General features: G+C 41.9%; 20 protein-coding genes. 7 read left to right on the top strand and 13 right to left on the bottom strand.

Annotated features, from left to right (window positions below):
* Window positions 1-126: 126 nt before the first annotated feature.
* Together QZ407_RS01295 and QZ407_RS01290 are read right to left on the bottom strand one after the other, a co-directional pair.
* Window positions 127-3,054: a class I tRNA ligase family protein gene (locus tag QZ407_RS01295; RefSeq protein ID WP_295767259.1), complete on the bottom strand. Its 2,928-nt coding sequence runs from the start codon at window positions 3,052-3,054 to the stop codon at window positions 127-129.
* Window positions 3,055-3,109: 55 nt separating this feature from the next.
* A complete protein-coding gene (locus QZ407_RS01290) occupies window positions 3,110-3,568 on the bottom strand; it encodes a hypothetical protein (protein WP_295767258.1) in 459 nt (152 codons plus the stop codon).
* A gap of 451 nt (window positions 3,569-4,019) precedes the next feature.
* On the opposite strand from QZ407_RS01290, the gene dctA reads away from it, so the two are divergent.
* The 4 genes from dctA to sucD all read left to right on the top strand — a co-directional run bounded on the left by dctA (window position 4,020) and on the right by sucD (window position 6,965).
* Window positions 4,020-5,285, top strand: coding sequence for a C4-dicarboxylate transporter DctA (gene dctA / locus QZ407_RS01285; protein ID WP_295767257.1), 1,266 nt, complete (start codon window positions 4,020-4,022; stop codon window positions 5,283-5,285).
* A gap of 70 nt (window positions 5,286-5,355) precedes the next feature.
* Window positions 5,356-5,592: a hypothetical protein gene (locus QZ407_RS01280; protein ID WP_295767256.1), complete on the top strand. Its 237-nt coding sequence runs from the start codon at window positions 5,356-5,358 to the stop codon at window positions 5,590-5,592.
* Entirely contained in the window at window positions 5,579-5,923 is a 345-nt protein-coding gene (locus QZ407_RS01275) for a PPC domain-containing DNA-binding protein (protein ID WP_295767255.1), read from the top strand. Before QZ407_RS01280 ends, QZ407_RS01275 begins: the two co-directional genes overlap by 14 nt.
* Before the next feature lie 163 nt (window positions 5,924-6,086).
* Entirely contained in the window at window positions 6,087-6,965 is an 879-nt protein-coding gene (gene sucD / locus QZ407_RS01270) for a succinate--CoA ligase subunit alpha (RefSeq protein ID WP_295767254.1), read from the top strand.
* A gap of 565 nt (window positions 6,966-7,530) precedes the next feature.
* On the opposite strand, the gene rseP is transcribed toward sucD, so the two are convergent.
* The 10 genes from rseP to QZ407_RS01220 form a co-directional block, all read right to left on the bottom strand.
* Window positions 7,531-8,883: an RIP metalloprotease RseP gene (rseP, locus tag QZ407_RS01265; RefSeq protein ID WP_295767253.1), complete on the bottom strand. Its 1,353-nt coding sequence runs from the start codon at window positions 8,881-8,883 to the stop codon at window positions 7,531-7,533.
* 16 nt (window positions 8,884-8,899) lie between these two features.
* Entirely contained in the window at window positions 8,900-10,099 is a 1,200-nt protein-coding gene (locus QZ407_RS01260; RefSeq protein WP_295767252.1) for a 1-deoxy-D-xylulose-5-phosphate reductoisomerase, read from the bottom strand.
* A gap of 112 nt (window positions 10,100-10,211) precedes the next feature.
* Entirely contained in the window at window positions 10,212-11,708 is a 1,497-nt protein-coding gene (locus QZ407_RS01255; protein ID WP_295767251.1) for a GH3 auxin-responsive promoter family protein, read from the bottom strand.
* A gap of 5 nt (window positions 11,709-11,713) precedes the next feature.
* Window positions 11,714-12,487 carry a glycerophosphoryl diester phosphodiesterase membrane domain-containing protein gene (locus tag QZ407_RS01250; protein ID WP_295767250.1) on the bottom strand — a complete coding sequence of 258 codons (774 nt, stop codon included), beginning with the start codon at window positions 12,485-12,487 and terminating at the stop codon, window positions 11,714-11,716.
* Between the two features lie 7 nt (window positions 12,488-12,494).
* Window positions 12,495-13,463: a glycosyltransferase gene (locus tag QZ407_RS01245; protein WP_295767249.1), complete on the bottom strand. Its 969-nt coding sequence runs from the start codon at window positions 13,461-13,463 to the stop codon at window positions 12,495-12,497.
* A 161-nt stretch (window positions 13,464-13,624) separates the two neighbouring features.
* Window positions 13,625-14,575 (bottom strand): glycosyltransferase family 2 protein, encoded by a 951-nt coding sequence (locus QZ407_RS01240; RefSeq protein WP_295767248.1) that lies wholly within the window; start codon window positions 14,573-14,575, stop codon window positions 13,625-13,627.
* Between the two features lie 170 nt (window positions 14,576-14,745).
* A complete protein-coding gene (locus tag QZ407_RS01235; RefSeq protein WP_295767247.1) occupies window positions 14,746-15,678 on the bottom strand; it encodes a 1-phosphofructokinase family hexose kinase in 933 nt (310 codons plus the stop codon).
* A gap of 4 nt (window positions 15,679-15,682) precedes the next feature.
* Entirely contained in the window at window positions 15,683-16,741 is a 1,059-nt protein-coding gene (locus tag QZ407_RS01230; protein ID WP_295767246.1) for a class I fructose-bisphosphate aldolase, read from the bottom strand.
* Between the two features lie 132 nt (window positions 16,742-16,873).
* The gene (locus QZ407_RS01225) at window positions 16,874-17,179 is read right to left on the bottom strand and encodes a hypothetical protein (protein WP_295767245.1); all 306 of its coding nucleotides are present in this window, start codon (window positions 17,177-17,179) and stop codon (window positions 16,874-16,876) included.
* Between the two features lie 5 nt (window positions 17,180-17,184).
* On the bottom strand, window positions 17,185-17,751 hold the full coding sequence (locus QZ407_RS01220) for a hypothetical protein (protein WP_295767244.1): 567 nt from the start codon (window positions 17,749-17,751) through the stop codon (window positions 17,185-17,187).
* 108 nt (window positions 17,752-17,859) lie between these two features.
* Between QZ407_RS01220 and guaA the strand changes: the two genes are divergently transcribed.
* The 3 genes from guaA to QZ407_RS01205 are packed head-to-tail and all read left to right on the top strand — an operon-like array spanning window position 17,860 to window position 21,822.
* Window positions 17,860-19,389, top strand: a complete 1,530-nt coding sequence (guaA, locus tag QZ407_RS01215; RefSeq protein ID WP_295767243.1) for a glutamine-hydrolyzing GMP synthase — start codon at window positions 17,860-17,862, stop codon at window positions 19,387-19,389.
* A complete protein-coding gene (locus tag QZ407_RS01210; protein WP_295767242.1) occupies window positions 19,346-20,623 on the top strand; it encodes an ABC transporter substrate-binding protein in 1,278 nt (425 codons plus the stop codon). The genes guaA and QZ407_RS01210 overlap by 44 nt, the downstream gene beginning before the upstream one ends.
* A complete protein-coding gene (locus QZ407_RS01205; RefSeq protein WP_295767241.1) occupies window positions 20,620-21,822 on the top strand; it encodes an RsmB/NOP family class I SAM-dependent RNA methyltransferase in 1,203 nt (400 codons plus the stop codon). Before QZ407_RS01210 ends, QZ407_RS01205 begins: the two co-directional genes overlap by 4 nt.
* A gap of 149 nt (window positions 21,823-21,971) precedes the next feature.
* Here QZ407_RS01205 and QZ407_RS01200 read toward each other — a convergent pair.
* The coding region (locus QZ407_RS01200; RefSeq protein ID WP_295767240.1) for a D-alanyl-D-alanine carboxypeptidase at window positions 21,972-22,593 on the bottom strand (622 nt) is incomplete at its 5' end.

Below are 22,593 nucleotides of genomic sequence, written 5' to 3'. Positions count from 1 at the left end.
AGGGGTGTTATGCTGTAATTAAGACAAATCAGAACGATATAAAACAAATGTTCATCATCGCCTACAACAAAAAAACAGGGAAGCTTTATTAAGCCTCCCTGTTAAAATATTAAGTTCTAGCTAGGCTTATATTACAATGTTTACAATGCGGCCTTTAACTACAATTACTTTTTTAGGTGTTTTGCCGTCAAGGTATTTTTGCACATCGGGGTTGGCCAGTACTAAAGCTTCAACTTCTTTAGGTTCCATTGTAAGCGCCATATTAATGTTAAGACGTGTTTTGCCGTTTACTGATATAGGGTAGGCAAACTCATCTTCAACCAAGTACGACGGGTTAAATACCGGGTAAGCAGCATATGAAAGGGTACCTGCTTCATTACCTAATAAAGTCCATAACTCTTCACAAATATGCGGAGCGTAAGGTGAAAGGATAATTACCAACTCTTGCAAAACAGCACGCTTGTTGCACTTTAAATCGGTTAGCTCGTTTACTGCAATCATAAAGCTCGACACTGATGTGTTGAATGAAAAACGCTCAATATCCTCTTCAACCTTACGAATGATCTTATGCAGCGATTTTAACTCCGCTTTAGTTGGCGCATCGTCATTTACGGTAAACTCCCACTGCTCGTTATGGAACAAACGCCAGAACTTACGCAGGAATTTGAACACGCCCTCAATACCATTGGTGTTCCAAGGCTTGCTTTGCTCCAGCGGACCCAGGAACATTTCGTACATACGCAAAGTGTCTGACCCATAACGCTCAATCAAATCATCGGGGTTAACCACGTTGAACTTTGATTTCGACATCTTTTCTATCTCAACATCGCATATATATTTGCTTTCATTTTGTGCATTGTCAGCAGGATATATAACCGAGCCATCCTCTAAAATAAAGATAGCCTTATTGTTATCCGGTCTCCAGGTACGGAACGCTGCTATATCCAATGCATCATTGCTTACAATGTTTACATCAACGTGCAGCTTGCTAAAATCCATTTCGCCAACTTCGGCACCTTCAGGTAATAAGTCTTTATAAAACAGGGCTATTTGCTCAATAGTGTCAAAATCACCTTCTTTATATAGTTCATAAATACCTTTTGATACATAAACCTCAGGCTTTACAAAGTTATCGTCAATACCTAATAACAAAGGATTCAGCCTGTAAGTGAAGCTTGAACGGCCCTGTATCATGCCCTGGTTAATAAGCTTTTTAAATGGCTCTTCTTCAACGGCTAAGCCAATATCTTTTAAAAACTTGTTCCAAAAACGGCTGTACAACAAGTGCCCGGTGGCATGCTCTGAGCCACCAATGTACAGGTCAACATCTTTCCAGTATTCTACCGCTTCTTTTGAAGCAAAATTGGTGGCGTTTTGGGCATCCATATAACGGTACCAGTACCAGCTGCTGCCCGCCCAACCAGGCATGGTGCTTAGTTCATACTCGTACTGGTTTTGATATTTCCAATCTTCGGCGCGGCCTAATGGTGGCTCACCGCTTTCGGTAGGCAGGTATTTGTCAATTTCAGGCAGTATAAGCGGAAGTTCGCTTTCGTTTATTAAATACGGCAAGCCATTTTTGAAGTAAACAGGCACCGGCTCGCCCCAGTAACGCTGACGGCCAAAAATGGCATCACGCATTCTGAAATTAACTTTAGCCTTGCCTGCTCCAATTTCTTCCAGTTTGGCAACAATGGCCGCGGTTGCCTCTTTATATTCTAAACCGTCTATAAAGTCTGAGTTAATGTATTTACCTTCTTTTGTTGCATCGGCTTCTTTTTCTGTATTCTGCGTATCTAAAATTGGGATGATAGGCAAATTAAAGTGTTTGGCAAACAGGTAGTCACGCTGATCTCCTGACGGTACGGCCATTACAGCACCCGTACCGTAACCTGCCAAAACATAGTCAGCAATCCACAGCTGAATACGTTCACCGTTCAATGGGTGAAGTACATAGCTCCCGGTAAATGCGCCTGACACACTTTTGGTGTCGGCCATACGGTCAAGCTCCGATTTCTTTTTAGTTTGAGCAATGTAAGCTTCAACGGCTTCTTTTTGGTCAGGTGTGGTTAATGATGCTACTAACTCATGCTCAGGAGCTAACACCACAAACGTAACCCCAAAAATAGTATCAACGCGGGTGGTAAAAACTTCAATATTTTGTTGGGTATTACCTTCAATAGAGAATTTCACACTTGCGCCAACGCTTTTACCAATCCAATTGCGCTGCATTTCTTTAAGCGGATCGGGCCAGTCAATGTTATCAAGCCCTTGTAACAGGCGCTCGGCATAGGCAGTAATGCGCATGCTCCATTGCATCATTTTCTTTTGTTCAACCGGGTAACCACCGCGCTCGCTTACGCCGTCTTTCACCTCGTCGTTTGCCAGTACTGTTCCTAAGGCAGGGCACCAGTTTACAGTACTTTCGCGGAGATAGGTTAAGCGATATTTTAAAAGTTCGGTTTGCTGAGCTTCTTCGCTCATGGCGTTCCACTCAGCAGCTGTAAAGGTTAATATCTCGTCGTCGGCAACTGCGGTAATACCCGCCGATCCATTGGTAGCAAAGTGTGCAACTAGTTTTTCAATGGATTCGGCTTTCTCATCGGTTTTGTTGTACCATGAGTTAAAAAGCTGCATAAAAATCCACTGCGTCCACTTGTAATAATCGGGCGAGCTGGTGCGCACTTCGCGGCTCCAGTCAAACGAAAATCCAAGTTGATCTAACTGGCGGCGGTAGGTGGCAATGTTGGCTTCGGTAGTAATGGCCGGATGCTGACCGGTTTGTATAGCATATTGCTCGGCCGGTAAACCAAACGAATCGTACCCCATAGGGTGCAGTACGTTAAAGCCACGCAGGCGTTTATACCTCGAAAAAATGTCAGAAGCAATGTAACCCAGTGGGTGGCCTACGTGCAAGCCCGCACCCGATGGGTAAGGGAACATATCGAGCACATAGTACTTGGGTTTAGCCGATTGATTTTCGGCTTTGAAGGTTTGGTTGGCAGCCCAAAATTGCTGCCACTTTTTTTCAATGTCTTTAAACTGATAATCCATTTTTTCGCAGTTTCGCAAGTATAGGCGCGAAACTACGAAAAAAGTTTAAAAGCCGTTACCGGTGAAGCACGTGTTCGATAACTGAATATGGCTGTCCCGCAACACGCGTATCAATATCCTGAGTGAACCTTAATTGACTGGCATTCAGGTTTCTTAAATTACATTCGGCAGTAACACCTTGTTGAGTAACTGTAAATTTGGTTAGTGAGGTAACTTTGTAGGTGCCTGTTGAAGTTACATTTTCAAATTTTTTCGGTTCAACCTCTTGCCTTACCACTGCAGTAAAAGTGTCATCGGCTTTGAAATCAATATAATTCACATTTACCAGTACCGGTAATGATGTAGTTTTGGTTAATTTACCGTTTTGGTCGTAGTCTTTTTGAGAGATAGAGTCGTAATACCATTTATCAGCTAATTCTTCTTTAAGCGTTGTAGTGTTCTTTTCCTCTTTCTTACAAGAGAAAGCAGAGACAGCCAAGAAAATTATAAACAGGTAGCGTAGATTTTTAATCATAATATTAATTTGACAAAATATGCGTAAAAATAGCAAAATAATTGTATTTGATATTTTTATTGGCATTTTTGTAAGAGGCAGATAGTTGTTGCTTGCGGCGCCTTATATCTGTTTTTTAGCTACTACACAAACCTAACACCTGTTGTTTTTATGAGCAGTAATGACGAGAACGGAGCTTCAAACAAAAGTGCCGCTAAAAGAACCTATCCTATATGCCCGGCATGTGGGCGCCGGTTTAAATACAGGTTAAAACGTAGCTGGCTTATGCGAACTCTGGTATTTTGGAAACCGCTTAAGCGTTATTACTGTGCTTATTGTAAGTGTAACCGTTATATATCAAAGCCAAATTATATTGTTAGCGGTATAATGCTATCGTTCTTATTCAGTTATTACCAATCTGTTAACCTTTATTTATAAATCTCATGTGCTGCTTTTTGCAGCGTACTTTACTATGAAACGTATTTTATCTAATCTTACTGTACAGGTGCTTATTGCTATTGCGCTGGGGGTACTGGTAGGTATTTATTTTCCAACTTTTGGTCCGGTTGCACAACGTATAAGTAAAATGTTTATAAGCCTTATCAGTATGCTGATAGCGCCTATCATATTTTTTACTATTGTGCTGGGTATTGCCGGCATGAATGATATGAAAAAGGTTGGCAGGGTAGGAGGTAAAGCACTTTTTTACTTTGAAGTAGTAACCACGTTTGCCCTGGTTATTGGCGTGGCGGTTGCAAACCTGGTTAAACCGGGCGTTGGGTTAAATATTCAGCAACACACTGATGCGGGTAAGGTTGAACAATACCAAAAGCAAGCTAGTGAAATGAACCTGGGCGATTTTTTCAGCCACATTATCCCGGGTAATTTTGTGGAAGCCTTTGCCAAAGGTGACATACTGCAGGTTTTGGTAATAGCCGTGTTGTTTGGTTACGGACTTAGCCGTATGGGTGGCGCAGCGCAATCATTAATTACAACTTTTGAAAAAATATCGAAGGTGTTTTTTAATATGCTGCATATGGTAATGAAGCTGGCTCCATTAGGTGCTTTTGGCGGTATTGCATACACAGTGAGCACGCAGGGTATTAAAACCCTTAAACCGCTGGTTATGCTTATGGGGTCGGTTTATGTAACTATGGCACTTTTTATATTTATAGTGTTGAATTTAATTTGTTACCTGTGTAAAGTAAGCCTTTGGAAGTACCTTAAATTCATTCGTCAGGAGCTTTTAATTGTTTTTGGCACTTCATCTTCAGAGTCGGCCTTACCGGGTATGATGAATAAGCTTGAAAAGCTTGGCTGCGACCGCTCGGTAGTGGGTTTGGTGATACCTACAGGCTATTCATTCAATCTGGACGGTACAACCATTTATCTTTCAATGGCAACCATATTTTTGGCTCAGGTATTTAAGGTGCCATTATCGCTGGGGCAGGAGCTTACCATTATAGCTATACTCATGCTTACCTCAAAAGGGGCTGCAGGGGTAACCGGCAGTGGCTTTATTGTGCTTACGTCTACACTGGCGGCTATCAAAATAATCCCTGTGGAGGGGGTTGCGTTGTTATTAGGTGTTGACAGGTTTATGTCTGAAGCACGCGCTATAACCAACGTTATTGGAAATGGCGTTGCCACAATAGCAATAGCCATTAGCGAAAAGGCCTTTAACCGTAACACTTACGAGGTAGCCGTAAGCCAGCCTATTGATAACTCAGCTGCGTAACTGAGTATTTTAGAATCTAGCATATAAACATTGTATACGGTGAGTGGTTGTAATAGTCAAGTATTACACCATGAGAAACAATGTGCGAAAATCAGGAATTGCAATAGTTTTGATGCTTATATTGGCAAATGTGCACAGCGTGCTTGCACAACAATATGCATCACCAACAGCACCTGCAAAAACCGGACGTTCGCCCGGCGTAAAAGTTAAGTTACTTAGCAAAAACGGACCTGTTAAAACCTATGTGCTGGTGTTTGCAAAAAACGATGAAATTATATCGGGCTTAACCGAATTTGCGCAAATATAACGTTACTGCAGCCCATTTTAAAGGCTTGGGTGATGCCATGCATGCTAAAGTAGGCTGGTATGAAAACAGTAAAAAAATGTTTAAGGTAATAAGCTTAGATGAGCCTGCTGAAATAACTTCGCTTATTGGCAATATTACTATGAATCAGGGTAAGCCGGTTGTTCATGCTCATATTAACCTGGCCGATAGTAATGGAATGGTACATGGTGGGCACCTGCTGGAAGGCTTTATCTTTCCGACGCTTGAAGTATTTGTAACAGTTGAACCAAATACCATGTTTAAAAAGATGTATGAGGAGGCTGGCGCGTTTGTAATAGATGCCGACAAATAATTTGTGTCCGGTTGAATTTACCGGTAGCAGATATTAAGGTTCTTCGAAAATGGCGGATGCTTTTAATAAAGCTTTATTTTAAGCCAAAAAAAACCAATTCTTAATGCTCATTTCTTGGCTCTTATTTCTTTTTTTATAGCTTTGCCGTACAAAAACTAAAACCATGAGTGTTCTCGTAAATAAAGATTCCAAAGTAATTGTTCAGGGTTTTACCGGCAACGAAGGTACCTATCATGCATCACAAATGATTGAGTACGGAACCCAGGTAGTTGGTGGTGTTACGCCGGGTAAAGGCGGTCAGCAGCATCTTGATCGCCCGGTGTTCAATACTGTTAAAGATGCAGTAGAAAGAACCGGTGCCGATGTATCTATCATATTTGTACCTCCGGCTTTTGCTGCTGATGCAATTATGGAAGCTGCTGAAGGTGGTATCAAAGTAATTGTTTGTATTACTGAAGGTATACCAACCAAAGACATGATTCAGGTAAAAGAGTATCTTAAAGATAAAGATGCCCGCCTGATCGGTCCAAACTGCCCTGGTGTTATTACTGCCGATGAGGCTAAAATTGGTATCATGCCTGGCTTTATCTTCAAAAAAGGTAACGTTGGTGTTGTATCAAAATCAGGAACTTTAACTTACGAAGCTGTTGACCAAGTGGTTAAAGCCGGTTTAGGTATTACCACTGCTATTGGTATTGGTGGCGATCCAATCATTGGTACTCCAACCAAAGATGCTGTTGAGTTATTAATGAACGATCCTGACACTCACGGCATCATCATGATTGGTGAGATTGGTGGTGGTATGGAAGCTGAAGCAGCCCGTTGGATTAAAGAAAATGGTACTAAGCCTGTAGTTGGCTTTATTGCCGGCCAAACTGCGCCTCCGGGTCGTCGTATGGGTCACGCAGGTGCAATTGTTGGTGGTGCTGATGATACTGCAGCTGCAAAAATGAAAATTATGGCAGAGTGTGGTATCCGTGTAGTAGAATCGCCTGCTGAAATTGGTGCTGCTATGGCAGAAGAACTTGCTAAATTAGCATAAGTTCAACCTAAAATAAATTTAAAGCTTGAGCATAAACTCATGCTTTACCATATAACAAATCCCGGTCAGGTTGGCCGGGATTTTTTGTTTCATTGGTAGTTATATAATCAATTTATAATTCGATTAGCTGGTTTTTAATTGCGTATAACACTAATCCTACGCGGCTTTTAATGTGCAACTAATTGCTGTAACCGTCAACAGTGCGCACACACACACACACATACACACATTTGATCGGCTATTTACTTGTATGTCATTTCGGTGGATGCAAGTTTCAAAAAATCAATACTATTATCTTAGCATCAGAGATTTTATTTTAAGCCATTTTGCCGTATCTACACCATTCATTGCTGCATGTTAACGTCAAGCAGTATATCATGCGGTTTGGTTTTAGGGATAAGCTTATGGCAATGCGTTTCAACGCTCAGAAATATGATTTAGCTTTTACAAAGAGTGTTAACCAGCACCTGTCGAAGGCGCAATTTATCTGAGTAATGGATATAGTTAAGTAGTAACAAAAAAGGCTCTCCGCCAGGGAGAGCCTTTAGCTTTACAAAGCTGAATATTATTTCTTGTTCATGATTTTTATAATATCGTTACCAAAAACAAATACCATGAGGGTAATTAAAATTACAAATCCCACAATTTGAGCGCGTTCTAAAAACTTATCACTTAATGGTTTGCCTTTAATCATTTCAATGATGAGGAATAACGCGTGTCCGCCATCAAGGGCCGGAATCGGCAAAAGGTTCATCAATGCTAACGCCATTGATAATAAGCCTACTAAGCTCCAAAAGCGTAACCAGTCAACATGGCTACCAAATAAGCGGGCTATACCAATGGGGCTTGATAACGCTTTATTAGCTTTTACCTGCCCAGTAAACACTTTACCTAAGCCTTTGGCATTATCACTGAAAGTGCCCCAGGCTTTCGAAGCTCCAACAGGTAAAGAACCAAAGAAGCCAAAATTAAGCGTTTTCTCCTGTGGCAGGTCGCGTTTTACCTGTATGCCGTAACGGCCATCAGCAAAGCCTAAAGTGCCATCCTTATTTATTAGGGCAGTTACTGGTACAATTTCATTATTGCGTTTGAGAGTTAAATCTACATTTTTGTTCTTAAACTGTTGAAGCTCAGAAGTAAGTTGGTCGAAAAATTTAATAGGCTTACCATTAACGGCTACAACACTGTCGCCGTTTTGTATCCCAGCCTTTTGCGCATTGCTGCCTGCAATAACCGTATCTATTTTAAAGGTAGTACGTGGAATGCGGCTTATAAATTCTTCAGTACCCAGGTCAGAAACCTCGTTTAATATACTGCCCGGCACTTTTACGCTTAAGCTTTCGGTGCCACGTAAAACGCTAAGCGTTGAGTTACCCATAAGCACTTTTGAGCTAACAACGTCTTCAAAACGCTCAAGTTTCTGGCCGTTTACAGCTAAAATTTTGTCGCCTGGCTTTAATCCTATTTCTTTACCAATTTTACCCGGAACTATACCATATTTTGCCTGATCATTTGGAATATAGGTTTCACCATATTTTATGGTAAGTACCCAAAAAATAAGTATGCCTAAAATGATGTTAACAATGATACCACCCAGCATAACAATGAGTCTTTGCCAAGCCGGTTTTGAGCGGAACTCCCAAGGCTGCGGCGGACCGGCCATTTGATCAGTATCCATAGACTCATCAATCATACCGGCAATTTTTACGTAGCCGCCTAACGGAAGCCAGCCAATGCCATACTCAACGCCTTTGTAATTAAATTTAACCAGGCTTACGTTCCAGGCATCAAAAAACAGGTAAAACTTCTCTACCTTAATGCCAAAGGCCCGTGCGGCAATAAAATGCCCTAATTCGTGTAATATTACCAATATCGATAGGCCCAGTATAAGCTGGCCCACCATAATCACTATATCCATTCTTTGTTTTTACGTTCTAAACAGTCAATGCCTTTAACGGCATTTGCTCAATTAAATTTTGCGCTAAGATGCGTGTTTCTTTATCAGTATTCAAATAATCATCCAAAGTGGGATGTGTGATGGAAGGTATTTTATGCATGCATTGCTCAATCACATCGCTCATGGCTAAAAAGCCAACTTTATCATGTAAAAAACCGGCAACAGCAATTTCGTTTGCAGCGTTTACAATACATGGCATATTGCCACCGGTTTTTAAAGCATCAAACGCATAAGCTAAATTACGGAATGTACCCATGTCTGGTTTTTCGAAAGTAAGGGTAGGGTAGGCCGTAAAGTCAAAACGCTTGTAATCGTTTTTTATACGTTCAGGATAGCCTAAGGCATATTGTATGGGCAGTTTCATATCAGGTAGGCCCATTTGAGCCTTCATTGATCCATCCTCAAACTGCACCAGCGAATGTACAATTGATTGCGGATGTACAATTACCTCGATTTGCTCAAGACTTAGGTCAAAAAGCCATTTAGCTTCGATTACCTCCAGGCCTTTATTCATGAGCGAGGCTGAGTCGATAGTTATTTTTGCGCCCATTACCCAGTTAGGGTGCTTTAATGCCTGATGACGGGTAACGGTAGCTAAAAAATCACTGTCTTTACCCCTAAACGGACCACCCGAAGCAGTTAAAATGATTTTTTCAATTGGATTTTGATCCTCGCCTGCCAGGCACTGAAAAATGGCGGAATGCTCAGAGTCTACAGGCAGCAGTTTAACGTTATGCTGTTTAGCTAAATCTGTTATGAGTTCGCCTGCAACTACAAGTGTTTCCTTATTAGCTAAAGCTATATGCTTTCCAGCCTTAACTGCGTTTATGGTTGGCTCCAAACCCGAAAAACCTACCATGGCAGTAAGTACAATATCAATCTCGGGTAAGGTTACTATGTGTTTAACCTCTTCATAACCTGCCAATACTTTTACGCTTGTATGAGCCAGCGCTTCTTTTACCTGAGCATACAAACTTTCGTCGCAAATAACGGCGTAGGCCGGCTCAAATTTAAGCGATTGCTCGATCAGTAAATCGGCATTGCGGTTAGCTGTAATTACATGAGCTTTGAAACGGTCGGGATTTTCGGCTATAACCTCCAGTGTTTGCGTGCCAATACTACCGGTAGAACCCAGTATGGCAATATTTTTTATACCTTTATGAGAAGAGATGTACATTTATTAAACTCTTATTTTAAGCAAACCTGCAACGTGTAATTATGCCGGTCGCAAGTTGCCAAACGCATTCGGCATTTATAAGTTACAGTTTGTTAAAACTTTAAAAATACGGCTAAATAACATACGCTGCAAGTGCATCAGCAATCTTACGATCGTTTGAGAGCCTCGGTACCTTGTTTTGACCACCAAGCTTGCCTTGCGAGCGCATGAAGTTAATAAAGCTGTCGGGCTTCAGGCTTCTGACTACCAAAGGGCGCAAAATGTTACCTTCAATGAGGTCGAAGTAGTAAATATTTTTCTTTTGCAGCGCAGCGTCTACTTTTTCAGCAAAGTTTTCAATGTTAGCGGGGGCTTTGCCAAACTCAACAAACCATTCGTGGTAAGGTAAGCCTTCGGCAGGTGTAACCTGTGGCGCAACTGTAAATTCAACTACGTCAAGTCCTTCTTCTTTAGCTACGCTCATTAATGCGTGTTCAACCTCTTCGCCAATTACGTGTTCGCCAAAGGCCGATATATAATGTTTTATGCGTCCGGTAACAACAATTTTGTAAGGGTTGAGCGAGGTGAATTTCACTGTATCGCCTATGCTGTAACCCCACAAACCTGCGCTGGTATTCATTATAAGCGCGTAATTCTTATTAAGCTCAACATTGGCTAAGCTTAAACGTGTAGGGTTAGCGTTAAAATACTCTTCGGATGGGATGAACTCATAGAATATACCTGAGTTAACAAGCAGTAGTAACCCTTTGTCTTTTTGAGAGTCTTGAAAGGCAATGAATCCTTCTGAGGCCGGGTAAGTTTCTATGGTATCAATTGCAAAACCTATGCTTTCCTCAATACGCGCACGATAGGGTTCGTAATTAACACCACCATAAACAAAAAGCTTAAAGTTAGGGAATATGTCCTTTATTTTTTTGCCTCCGGATTTTGCCGATAGCCTGTCAAAATACATTTGGCACCAAGGCGGTATGCCCGATATAAGGTGCATATCTTTGTTATTGGTCTCGTCAACTATGGCATCAACCTTTTGCTCCCAGTCTTCAATGCAATTGACCTCATAACTGGGTAAACGGTTTTTTTGAAGGTAGCCGGGTACGTGATGAGCCACAATGCCCGACAAGCGGCCAACATCAATACCATGTTTTTTACTCATGATGGGGCTGCCTTGCAAAAATATCATCTTACCATCTACAAAATCGGCTTTGCCGGTTTCATGTATATAGCTGAGCAAGGCATTACGAGCAGCCTTGATGTGTTCAGGCATGCTCTCTTTAGAGATTGGAATATATTTGACGCCCGACGTAGTACCCGACGTTTTTGCCAGGTAAGCAGGTTTGCCCGGCCACGTTACATTAGCTTCGCCATTAACAACACGGTCAATGTAGGGGCGAAGGTCTTCATAATCACGTACGGGTATGTTACGCTTAAAATCTTCGTAGGTAGTTATGTTTTGGAATTGATGATCGCTACCAAAGGCGGTATTTTTGGCTTGTGCAATCAGCTGCTGCATGGTTTTCTGTTGTAAGGCAATACCGTTTTGCCTCATGTAATTTATATCCCGGTTTACCCAGGCTGCAAACCACTTACTTAATACTGATTTTAGCCCCATGTTACTTATAAAGTTTCCGACACATCATCATCAATGTCTTTGTGGCTGTATACCAGTTTACGGTACGATGTCATGATCATTACCTGTACGGTTGGGAAAGATATGGCAAACCAGCAAATAGCCGCTATTTTGAAAATGTAACTGTCGTTATCAACATCAAACAAGCTGGTTATAAAAAGGTTGATGATAATAAGCAACAAAGCAACAAACCCTACTACCAAAAGTATTAAGCCAAGCAGCCTGAAAAAATGACCCCTTGTTATAGAAAAGCTTTGCCTTAATGATTCAAACGGGCCCGAATCCTCATCAACAATAAAGCACAGGCAGTAAATAGATCTTACAAGTAAATAGGCTACACCTAAAATTTCAATCTTATCAAGTACATCATGCACAAAGGTTGAATCGCCCAGTTGCAGGTTAATAAAAATAATGGTGGCAATTAACACCGTATACAATACACCTATGGTAACAAATGATAAAGCCATACGGAACGATGGAAGTATGTCACTGAATTCAAACTCGTAGTACTCCTTATCCATTAAAGTAAGTATGAGTTTGTAAAAGCTGAGTACCAGGTATGATTGCACCAGCATCATGAAAAAAACAAAGGCTACCTGGCTGTACTGGTTATCATAAACAACTATAAACCCTGTTAAAAAGCTAATGACTTCATAACATATAAGCGAAATAACAGAGTAAACAATGAGCGAAACGTAATTCTTTTTTATAACATCCCACGCTGCCTTAATAGTATCGGAGATGGTAAAAGGGTGGTACATAGATGTTTTACGGTTGTTTTAAAATAATACGCTTCCAAAAATCCTGCATAAAGCCCAGTCCGTAAGCTATGAGTTGAATGAATGCGGCGCCTATGCTCAAAAATGCAACTTTTAATGATTTGTTTTTAATCAGCGAGTGAAAAAATATCAACAAAATAAATATTATTAATACCGAGTTAGCTAGCCAGGCAATACGCCAACCTAAAACGTTGAAAACAAGCGTAAATAATAAGCCAAGGGTGAAAACCGCGGGAAAAAAATGCACAAGTTTAAGCTCTTGCGGAAAGAATTTAGAGATGTTGATACGCGCCCTGCCAAAAAAGTGCAATTGCTTGTAAAACTGTAAATAGCTGGTGCGGCGTTTATGGTAAACTTTAGCTTCAGGTATTAACCCAATTTTAAAGCCCGAGGTATGTATACGGATGCTGTACTCAATATCTTCGCCCAGGCGCGTTATGATAAAGCCACCTACAGTTTCCCAAACCTCACGAGATACGCCCATGTTAAAACTGCGTGGGTGAAACTGCCCGATGCCTTTTTTATTTCCACGAATGCCCCCTGTGGTGAAGGGTGAGGTCATGCTGTAGCTGATTGCTTTTTGCATAGCCGTGAAAGATGAATGTGCATCATCAGGGCCGCCGTAGGCGTCAAGGTAGTCATTGCTGAGGCGGTGATAAACCACTTCGAGATAATCGGGCGGTATTAAGCAATCCGAATCGAAGATGATGAAGTAATTGCCTTTGGCACGTTCAAAACCATAGTTACGACTAAAACCCTGTCCGTCATTAGGTTTGTAAAAATAATGAAGATCTAAGCGGTTGGCAAAAGCGGCAACTATGTCTTTCGCATCATTTTTACTGCCATCCTCAATAACCAAAACTTCAAACTGCAAATACGTTTGCTTGGTGAGGCTTTCCAGCAGTTCTTTTATCTCCTGCGGACGGTTGTATAAAGGTATGATGATGGAAAAAAACATTCTTTGAATTTCGGAGTTCGGATGTTCGATTTCGGATTTTGTGAAGATGGTTATTTCAGCTTATACTATCGTTCTGTGGAACAGAAAATTTAGTTTGGGCAGAAGGCCTTGCTCAATTAAAAACTATCTCACTATTGATCCACATGATAAGCTGGATTTAATTATACCCTGTCTTCAATCTGATAATTATTCCTGTCTGGTGAATTACGCGATACCAATTCAGCTACAAAGCCTGTTAAGAAAAGTTGAAAACCTACCACTATGGCAACTAACGCCAAATAAAACAATGGCTGATCGGTTGCATCGCGATATCTTTCATTATTTGATATGTGAATGAGCTTTTCTGCCAATATCCAAACGGCCAATATCATACCTATAAAAAAGCTAAGTACGCCCATGGAGCCAAAGAAGTGCATGGGGCGTTTGCCAAATTTCCCTACAAAGAATATAGATAGTAAATCAAGAAAACCGTTGATGAAGCGGCTCATGCCAAACTTGGTTTTGCCGTATTTGCGGGCACGGTGTTCAACAACCTGTTCGCCAATTTTGGTGAAACCTGCCCATTTAGCTAAAACAGGAATGTAGCGGTGCATTTCGCCATATACCTCTATATTTTTTACTACCGCCTTACGATAGGCTTTCAAGCCGCAATTAAAATCATGCAAATTATCAATGCCCGACATTTTACGTGTAGCGGCATTGAAAAGCTTGGTTGGAATGGTTTTGCTTAAAGGGTCATACCGTTTAGCCTTCCAACCCGAAATAAGATCGTATTTCTCTTCGGCAATGCGTTTGTATAGTGCAGGTATTTCATCAGGACTGTCCTGCAAATCGGCATCCATAGTAATAATCACATCGCCTTGTGCGGCTTCAAAGCCTACATTCAGCGCAGCCGATTTGCCATAATTACGCCTGAATTTAACACCTTTAATAAAAGGATTATCCAAGTTCAGCCTGCATATTTCCTCCCACGAACCGTCGCGGCTGCCATCATCAACCAAAAGTATTTCGTAGGTAAAACGGTTTTCGTTCATTACCCGTGCTATCCATGCGGTAAGTTCGGGTAACGATTCTACTTCGTTATATAAAGGTACAACAACTGAAATATCCATGCTTGAGCTTGAAAGCCTCTGTTAAAAGCGTTATTAGAAGCAGGCAAAAATAGAAAAAAAAACAAAGCCGGAAGCCATTAATCAAGCGTAAAGGCGTAAGAACAAAAAGCCTTTGTATAAGTACCAAAAAAAGATAGGCCCAACGTGTTGGGCCTATCTTTTTTTGGTAATCAATTCTTCATTAGTTCTGCAAAAAGCCGTTCCGCATCAGCTTTTTTAAATAGCTCAGGACCTGCGTTCATGGTGGCTGCACTACCACAGGCAATTCCCATACGCACCATTTGGCCCAGGTCAAGGCCTTTCTCGGCGGCGTATACCATGCCTGCAACCATACTGTCGCCCGCGCCTACGGTGCTGCGTTTTTCAACATCAGGTGCTGCAATATGCTCATTGTACCCGCGGCTGGCTACATAAGCACCTTGTGCACCCAATGATACCACAACCACCTCACATTTACCTTTGTCAATAATTTTACGCGCAGCTTCTTTAGCGGTGGTTTTGTCTTTTACTTCAATACCTGTAAGCTTACTAAGCTCTGCCTGGTTGGGTTTAAGTAAGTAAACACCCTCTTCAACGGCATTTTTTAAAGCCTCTCCCGATGTATCTACTATTAGCTTAGCTCCGTCTTGATGAGCAATGCGGGCCACTTTAGCCAAAAAATCATCACTTGAACCGGGAGGCATGCTGCCGCTCACCACCATAAATTTTGGTTTTGGGGAGAGATTTTTAATTACCCTTAATATTTCTAATTCTTCTTTCGGTAACAATTCAACAGCAGGCATACCAAACCTGTATTCTTCATGTACTTCTCTGTTAACTACAATGAAGTTTTCACGGGTAAGCTTTTCAGTAAGGACAGGTACCTGGTTAATGTGCTCGGCCTTTAATAAATCCTGTAAATGCTGGCCGGTTAGCCCTCCTGACGGGAAAATGGCTACTGAGTTTACGTTTAACCGTTTCAGTCCGCGCGATACATTGATGCCGCCACCGCCGGGTTCAAAACGCGGTTCATCGCAAGGCAGCTTCTGATCGGCCACAATGCGGTCAACTGTGGTGCTTTTGTCAACCACCGGACTAAGGGTTAGGGTGATGATATGTTTCATGATATTATGCCAGGTCTATTTCCTTAGCAAGGTACACATCCTGAATAGTGTTTAAAAATTTAACACCATCTTCAAACGGGCGCTGAAAAGCACGGCGTCCTAAAATTAATCCGCTGCCCCCGGCACGTTTATTTATCACGGCATTCATTACCGAGTTGGCTAAATCACCTTCGCCTTTTGATTCGCCGCCAGAGTTGATCAATCCGGCGCGGCCCATGTAGCAGTTGGCAACCTGGTAACGGCAAAGGTCAATAGGATGATCACTTGCCATTTGGCTGTACATCAATGGGTCAGATTTTGAAAAGTTGATAGTAGTGAAACCTCCGTTTACATCAGGCATTTTTTGCTTAATGATATCGGCCTGTATAGTTACACCTATGTGGTTGGCCTGGCCGGTAATATCGGCAGCGGTTTCATAATTAATGCCGTCCTTTTTAAAGTCGTTGTTGCGGGTGTAACACCAAAGTACGGTTGCCATACCCAGTTCATGGGCGCGTTCAAACGCTCTTGATACCTCAATAATTTGCCGATCCGATTCTTCGGAGCCGAAGTAAATAGTAGCTCCAACAGCTGCTGCACCTAAATTCCAGGCATCATCAACCGAACCAAACATAATTTGATTGTATTTGGTAGGGTAAGTAAGCAATTCGTTGTGATTGATTTTAACCAGGAAAGGAATTTTGTGTGCATACTTACGGGCAACCATACCCAGGTTGCCAAAGGTGGTGGCTACAGCGCTGCATCCGCCTTCAATTGCTAAACGCACAATATTTTCCGGATCAAAATACATGGGGTTTTTAGCAAACGAGGCTCCGGCGGTATGCTCAATATCCTGATCAATTGGCAGTATGGAAATATAACCTGTTCCGGCTAAACGCCCGTGGTTGTACAACGCCGACAGGTTACGCAGCACCTGCGGATTACGGTTGGTTTGCACAAATATTTTATCTACAAAATCGGGCGAAGGGGTATGCAGCAAACCTTTATCAAATGTTTTACTTTGATGGTTCAGCAGGTAATCGGCCTTGTCGCCCAACAGTTCCTGTATTTTTTCAAAAGCCATAACAGTATGTTTTTAGTTTTGAAGTAACAGCAAGCAATGGCCTTTGTTGAATAAATATTGGTTTGTTAATATTTATGACATTTAAGTTATGCGCCAACAGTAAGCCCTTAAAAATGTACCTAACCTGTTTGCTTATACATGGCCTATCATAGCATATATCCTGAAAAATATAGCCATGCCATAAATGATAAGCATCACCGAGTTTACAATAAGCAACAGGTTCAAGTCGCCCTGATTAAACTTTTTGATAGCAGCGGTTATAAACAGCCCAATAAAACTAAGTATTAATACCAGTGGAAATATTAGCTGCCATTGCAGTTTAATGTAGCCCGCGTTGTGCAGCTTGCCCTGGTTTTGAATAAGCAGGTAACCAACAAATAATAGTAATATAAATACCAGCCTGGTGATGAATTTGGCTAAAAATTTAAGGGTTTTCATAGCGTTTAATGGTCTTGCAAAAGGTCGATGCACTTGTTCCTCATAGGTTTCAACCGTTCATTGATGCTGGTAATTGCAGCCTCTTTGTTTATAGAACGGTAAAGTTGTTTGATGAGCGCAAGGTTTTCATCATACGGGTCGCAGGCTTGAACTTTTTCTAGATGAGGAATAATTTTATTTACCAATGCAGTAAAGCCAGCTTTGTTTGTAAGCTGTAATTGCTTGGCTTTGCCTAAATAAATATGCCCTAATGCGAGATGCACTACATAGTAATCGGGCTCGGCAGCAACAACCTTTTCATATAAAGGCAGTGCTTTATCAAATTGCTTACGGTCTTCATACTGTTTGCCTAAAGTGTACTGGAATGCCGTGCGTGTTTTTGCCGGAAGCTTATCCATTTCAGGAAGGAGTTTTTCACCAAGTTCAAAGGCTTTGTCAGACTTGCCTTCAAAAATGGCCAGGTTGTACTCTGTGTATCTATTATAAGCATCTTCGGCGGTTTGCGCAAATAGCATGTGTGCCGGGCAGCAAAACGCCAGTATCAGTAAAAGGTTTTTATTAAAAAAAATCATAGCAGTTTTAGTGTGATTAAGGTTAAGACTTATTATTAGTTTAAACGCTTCAATTTCAATTGTCATATCCAATGCCCCAAATCTAAACCTAAAAAACTATCTTTGCCCATGCCTGAAAAAATTCTAATTCTCGATTTCGGCTCACAGTTTACCCAGCTTATAGCACGCCGCGTACGGGAGCTCAATATTTATTGCGAGATACATCCATTCAACAATTTTCCTGAAGTTGACAGCACTGTTAAAGGTATAATCCTTTCGGGCAGTCCGTACTCGGTACGCCAGGAAGATGCACCACAGTTTGATTTTGCACCATACCACGGCAAAATGCCAATTTTGGGCGTTTGCTACGGTGCACAGTACCTGGCTCAGCATAACGGCGGCGAGGTTTCGGCATCAAATACACGCGAGTACGGCAGGGCTAACCTGCAATACATTAATCAGGATAGCAAATTATTTAAAGACATTCCCGCAAATTCGCAGGTTTGGATGTCGCACGGTGATACCATTAACGCCGTTGCCGATAGCTTTGAAATTATTGCCAGTACCGATAGTGTAAAAGTTGCGGCATACCATATAAAAGATACTGATACGTACGCTATACAATTTCACCCTGAAGTTACCCACAGCTTAGACGGGAAGCAATTGCTTAAAAACTTTTTGGTTGACATTTGCGGCTGCCACCAGGAGTGGACTTCAGAATCATTCATCGAGAGTACTGTTGCTGCACTCAAAGAGAAATTAGGCGATGATAAAGTAGTTTTAGGTCTTTCGGGCGGGGTTGATTCATCAGTTGCGGCAGTATTGCTGCACCAGGCCATAGGCAAAAACCTGTACTGTATTTTTGTTGATAACGGCTTATTACGCAAAGACGAGTTTGAATCGGTATTGGATTCGTACAAGCATATGGGCTTAAACGTAACCGGTGTTGATGCCAAGCAACGCTTTTATGATGCACTGGAAGGCCTATCAGATCCTGAAAAGAAACGTAAAGCCATTGGCCGTGTGTTTATAGAGGTGTTTGATGATGAGGCACACAAAGTTCAAGATGTTAAATGGTTAGGGCAGGGTACTATTTATCCTGATGTTATTGAATCGGTATCTGTTAAAGGGCCTTCGGCTACCATTAAATCGCACCATAACGTGGGCGGTTTACCCGATTTTATGAAACTTAAGGTAGTTGAACCGCTGAATACCTTGTTTAAAGACGAGGTGCGCCGTGTGGGTAAATCTTTAGGTATTGATCCCAATATTTTAGGTCGCCATCCGTTCCCAGGTCCGGGTTTGGCTATCAGGATATTAGGCGAGGTTACGCCCGAGAAAGTGGCCATTTTACAACAGGCCGATGCAATTTACATCAACAATTTGCGCTCAGCCGGTGTTTACGATAAAGTTTGGCAGGCAGGCGCCATTTACTTACCGGTACAATCGGTAGGGGTAATGGGCGATGAGCGCACTTACGAAAATGTAGTTTGCTTGCGTGCTGTTGAATCATTAGATGGTATGACTGCCGATTGGTGTCACCTGCCTTATGAGCTGCTTGCCAAAATCTCAAACGAGATTATCAATAACGTAAAAGGAATTAACCGGGTTGTATATGACATCAGCTCAAAACCACCCGCTACCATTGAGTGGGAATAAATTTAAACTTTGGCTGCTGGCGCTTATACTTATAAGCGCCTGCTCGCCTAAGGTGCAGCCTGTTGGTAGAACACGCCCGTCTCAACCGTCAACATCAACGGTGCCGGCTAAAGACAAGAAAACGCCTGCCAGCACTGATAAAACTGCGGTAAAACCGCAAGCCGCCAAAGTTTCAAGCTTTGCGTTGCTTCTGCCTTTTAGTTTGGATAACCTGAACTCGGTAAAAGGGTATAGTGCTGCTCAGCTCAAGAGCGCTAACATTGCGGTTGATTATTACCAGGGTTTCCGCTTGGCGCTCGACTCCCTTACAGCGCAGGGTTACAATTACAAGCTGCAGGTTTTTGATACCAAAGATGACGCCGGTGCCACGCATGGCCTTTCGCTTAACCCAGCGGTTAACAGCAGTAATTTAATCGTAGGTCCCGTATTTCCACAAGGAATAAAAACCTTTATTGGCAAGCCTCAAAAGTTAAAAAGGCCTTTATTATCGCCCCTGGCACCAGCAGCTCCCGAAGAGTTTGCCGATGGTAATTTAATTACTGTTAACCCGCCGCTTGAATATCATGCAGTTGCTGCTGCACGTTTTGTTAAAAGCCGTATTAAGCCCGTTAAAATATTCATTTTGTCATCAGGTTATAGTGATGATAAAAAGTTTGCTTCGCCATTTAAAATGGCTATTGATACGTTAAGCAAACGCAAAATACAGGTTGTATATACAACCATATCAAAAGGTAACCTTACGCCGTTAAAGCCACACCTGAATAACAAGGTTGAAAACGTGTTTATTGTTCCCTCGGTTAATCAGCAGTTTTTGTCGGTTACCTTACGGTCGTTAGATACGCTCTCGCGTAAGTACCCTGTTACCGTTATAGGGCATCCAAGTTGGGAAAAACTTTCGTTTTTAAAGGCCGACATACTGCAACGCATAAAAGCGCATATAACATCGGCCGAGCGTTTAAACTACCGTGCAGCTGCAACGGTACATTTTATCAGAGCTTACCGCAAAGCATACAATAGTGAGCCATCAAGCTATGCATATAAAGGGTTTGACCAGGCCATGTACTTTGGCACCGTAATGGCGCAGGAGGGTAATGAACTTGACCACCTCGACAAACACCGTTACAAGGCATTGCATAATGAGTTTAACTTTATTAAACGGCCTGGTTTGGGCTGGATAAACACCCATGTTGGTATATATAAATATGCTAACTTTGAGTTAAAGCAGGTAGAATGAAGGCTTTAAATCAGCTTAAAACATTTCAGCGTATACTGGCCGAGTTTCCGGGCAATGTACAACTGAGCAAATATTTGCCTGGCTTCTTCAGGCAAAATAAGCAAATGGGTTCTACCGATAGGAGGGTAGCAAGCAGGCTAATTTATAACTACTTCAGGCTGGGTAATGCTTTGCCAGGTTTGCCGCCCGAAGATAAATTGATGGTTGCTGAGTTTTTATGCAACACGCAAACCAATTCTTTTTTGCAGCACTTTAAGCCCGAATGGGCCGCCTGCATAGCTTTTACGCTTAATGAAAAGCTGGAAATGGTTAAAGCCGCATACCCCAATTTTAACCTGCATGATGTTTATCCGCTATACACCCGCCTTTCGGCAGGAATAGACACGCCTGAATTTTTGCGATCATTTTTCGTTCAGCCCGATTTGTTTATAAGGGTACGCAAAGGTTTTGAGCAACAGGTAAAAGCCACGCTTACAAAAGCCGAAGTTACGTTTAAGGATGAAGGTAGTAACTGCCTTTCGTTACCAAACGGTACCAGGCTTGAAACCCTGTTTCCTAACCAGCATTGGTTTGAAGTGCAGGATTATTCATCACAGCAAACAGCTCATTACTTTAAGCCGCAGCGCTGGGAAAACTGGTGGGACGCTTGTGCAGCATCAGGAGGAAAATCTTTGCTTTTGCATGAACAAGAACCTGATATTAAGCTGGTGGTTTCAGACATCCGCGAATCTATTTTAGCTAATCTTGATGAACGTTTCCGGCAGGCTGGCTTAATGAAATATCAAAAAAAGATTCTCGATCTTACCCAAAACCCCGACTTCATTATGCATAATTATGCCTTCGACGGCATAATCCTTGATGCGCCCTGCACCGGCTCAGGTACCTGGGGGCGTACGCCCGAACTTATTACCCAATTCGGTGAACACCGTATTGAGTTTTTTCAGCGTTTACAACAAAGCATCGTACGCAATGTGGTTAAATACCTCAAGCCCGGAAAGCCGCTCATTTATATCACCTGCTCGGCCTTCAAAGCTGAAAACGAAGATGCAGTTGACTTTATGATGAAAGAATTAGGCCTTCAGCTTGAAGAAATGAAAGTGCTAAAAGGGTACACGCACAGAGCCGATACAATGTTTGTGGCAAGAATGATTTTGGGGGAGCCTACGGAATCAAGAGTACAGAGTACAGAATCTGAATAGATTTCCTCTACGCTGGTCATTTCAAGTGATGACGACAAATCCGATTAATTATGCAAGGCTAAGTCGCTCAACTAAGATTTCACAATAGTCGAAATGACATTGTTTACGATTCTTTATCTAAAATTTATACTCTTGACTCTTTCCACAAATTACTTCAGCTCATCCAGCACCTTAAACAATTTTTGTCTCATTACAGTGGTTGAACCGTTATAGTTGTTAATAATTACAGAAAAGCACAGTTTTTGACCGCCGTGAGTTTGGTAGCCGGCATAAGCAACCACATCAGCAATGGTTCCGCTTTTCATATGCATATTATTGTAAACCGGTAAGCTTTCATAAAACGGACTATACCAGGGCTTATCTACGGCAGTTTGTAATATGCGTGCAATTGAGCGTGTAGTAATACGGTCGCCCGGAGAAAGGCCGCTGCCATCATACAGGTTTAACGAGTTACCATCAATACCTTTAGCTTTCCAATAATTCCGTAATTCTTCCACGCCATTTTTTGTTGAAACCTGCTTACCTGCTTTCAAGGCTATGGTTTTAAGCAATTGTTCGGCATAAAGGTTAATACTTTCTCGGTTAAGCCAATAAATTATCCGGTTAAAATCGGGAGATGTAATGGTAACCAACTCTTTTGCAATTGGTGGTACAACCTCTGTCCTGGTGTTTAGTGTAGTTGTTGATTCTGGTTCTTTACCAACTGCAATTCCTAAGCGTTTAAGGGTATCCGTTAAACGCCACGCAGCATCATAAGCCGGATCGGGCATG

This window comes from uncultured Mucilaginibacter sp. (assembly GCF_913773635.1).
Classification (GTDB): domain Bacteria; phylum Bacteroidota; class Bacteroidia; order Sphingobacteriales; family Sphingobacteriaceae; genus Mucilaginibacter.
Note: the sequence above shows the minus strand (reverse complement) of the source record. Positions and strands in the feature narration are given on the sequence as shown.

Bases quoted from the DNA above. Each gene is read 5' to 3' on its own strand.
- QZ407_RS01225 (WP_295767245.1), bottom strand. From the start codon at position 17,179: ATGAAAACCCTTAAATTTTTAGCCAAATTCATCACCAGGCTGGTATTT.
- QZ407_RS01255 (WP_295767251.1), bottom strand. From the start codon at position 11,708: ATGGGGCTAAAATCAGTATTAAGTAAGTGGTTTGCAGCCTGGGTAAAC.
- QZ407_RS01220 (WP_295767244.1), bottom strand. From the start codon at position 17,751: ATGATTTTTTTTAATAAAAACCTTTTACTGATACTGGCGTTTTGCTGC.
- QZ407_RS01245 (WP_295767249.1), bottom strand. From the start codon at position 13,463: ATGTTTTTTTCCATCATCATACCTTTATACAACCGTCCGCAGGAGATA.
- sucD (WP_295767254.1), top strand. From the start codon at position 6,087: ATGAGTGTTCTCGTAAATAAAGATTCCAAAGTAATTGTTCAGGGTTTT.
- guaA (WP_295767243.1), top strand. From the start codon at position 17,860: ATGCCTGAAAAAATTCTAATTCTCGATTTCGGCTCACAGTTTACCCAG.
- QZ407_RS01205 (WP_295767241.1), top strand. From the start codon at position 20,620: ATGAAGGCTTTAAATCAGCTTAAAACATTTCAGCGTATACTGGCCGAG.
- QZ407_RS01280 (WP_295767256.1), top strand. From the start codon at position 5,356: ATGAGAAACAATGTGCGAAAATCAGGAATTGCAATAGTTTTGATGCTT.
- QZ407_RS01240 (WP_295767248.1), bottom strand. From the start codon at position 14,575: ATGGATATTTCAGTTGTTGTACCTTTATATAACGAAGTAGAATCGTTA.
- dctA (WP_295767257.1), top strand. From the start codon at position 4,020: ATGAAACGTATTTTATCTAATCTTACTGTACAGGTGCTTATTGCTATT.
- QZ407_RS01210 (WP_295767242.1), top strand. From the start codon at position 19,346: ATGACATCAGCTCAAAACCACCCGCTACCATTGAGTGGGAATAAATTT.
- rseP (WP_295767253.1), bottom strand. From the start codon at position 8,883: ATGGATATAGTGATTATGGTGGGCCAGCTTATACTGGGCCTATCGATA.
- QZ407_RS01230 (WP_295767246.1), bottom strand. From the start codon at position 16,741: ATGGCTTTTGAAAAAATACAGGAACTGTTGGGCGACAAGGCCGATTAC.
- QZ407_RS01295 (WP_295767259.1), bottom strand. From the start codon at position 3,054: ATGGATTATCAGTTTAAAGACATTGAAAAAAAGTGGCAGCAATTTTGG.
- QZ407_RS01250 (WP_295767250.1), bottom strand. From the start codon at position 12,487: ATGTACCACCCTTTTACCATCTCCGATACTATTAAGGCAGCGTGGGAT.
- QZ407_RS01290 (WP_295767258.1), bottom strand. From the start codon at position 3,568: ATGATTAAAAATCTACGCTACCTGTTTATAATTTTCTTGGCTGTCTCT.
- QZ407_RS01260 (WP_295767252.1), bottom strand. From the start codon at position 10,099: ATGTACATCTCTTCTCATAAAGGTATAAAAAATATTGCCATACTGGGT.
- QZ407_RS01235 (WP_295767247.1), bottom strand. From the start codon at position 15,678: ATGAAACATATCATCACCCTAACCCTTAGTCCGGTGGTTGACAAAAGC.